The sequence below is a fragment of the Streptomyces sp. AC627_RSS907 genome, assembly GCF_019049165.1.
On sequence record NZ_JAGMUE010001464.1, the window covers coordinates 1 to 742 of the forward strand.

Sequence of the window (742 nt, forward strand, 5' to 3'; positions counted from 1 at the left end):
GTACTGCGCAATGGTGCCTACTGCGCAATTCGGAGGCGTCAGTCTTGCGTTCCCAGGAGGTGTTGTCGAAACATCGCCAGCCCCTTCGCCTGCGCTCGCCTAGGGTCGGCGGGCATGTCACAGCAGAGCCGCAGCATCGTCCAGAACGCTTGGAAGGCGTTCGCCAGCCACGACGCTGACCGCATCTCCGCGGTCTTCACCGAGGATGCCGAGTGGCTCGCGCCGCCAGGCAACGCAACTGCCATCGCGCTGGATGCCCCCAGCCACATGGTCGGCAGGAAGGCGATCGTGCGCTTCCTCGCTGAGGATTTCCCCCGCTTGTTCGTGCGTGAGGTCACAGTCACCTTCCACGCGTTCCACGCCGACGGCGAGCGGGTGGTCGTGGAGGAGACCATGACGGCGACTCTGGCCAACGGCAACCACTACGCCAACGACTACTGCTTCGTTTTCGAGCTCCGGGACGAGCTGATCCACCGGGTGCGCGAATACATGGACACAGCCCGGGGGCACCGCATGGTCTTCGGAGAGGTTCCGTCGTCGTCCTCTGCCTGACCGCGGTGCGGTCACGCCCCGCCGACAGCAGAACCAAATCGGTGACCGATGTCGGCTGCTCCAGCGCACGGTGAGTCGGCTGACCACCGAATTCCCAGTGGCCACCGCCGGTAGCGCACCGAACTCATACTGCCCCGACGCACGACCTGTGCAGCTTCCGCCCCTCACGATCGGGCAGTCTGTGCACACG

At 65.2% G+C, this 742-nt stretch carries 1 protein-coding gene; it reads left to right on the top strand.

The genetic code is table 11. The annotated features are described in order from the left end of the window. Positions 1-114 precede the first annotated feature (114 nt). Positions 115-552 carry a nuclear transport factor 2 family protein gene (locus KUM32_RS42460; RefSeq protein ID WP_217146916.1) on the top strand — a complete coding sequence of 146 codons (438 nt, stop codon included), beginning with the start codon at positions 115-117 and terminating at the stop codon, positions 550-552. Positions 553-742 lie beyond the last annotated feature (190 nt).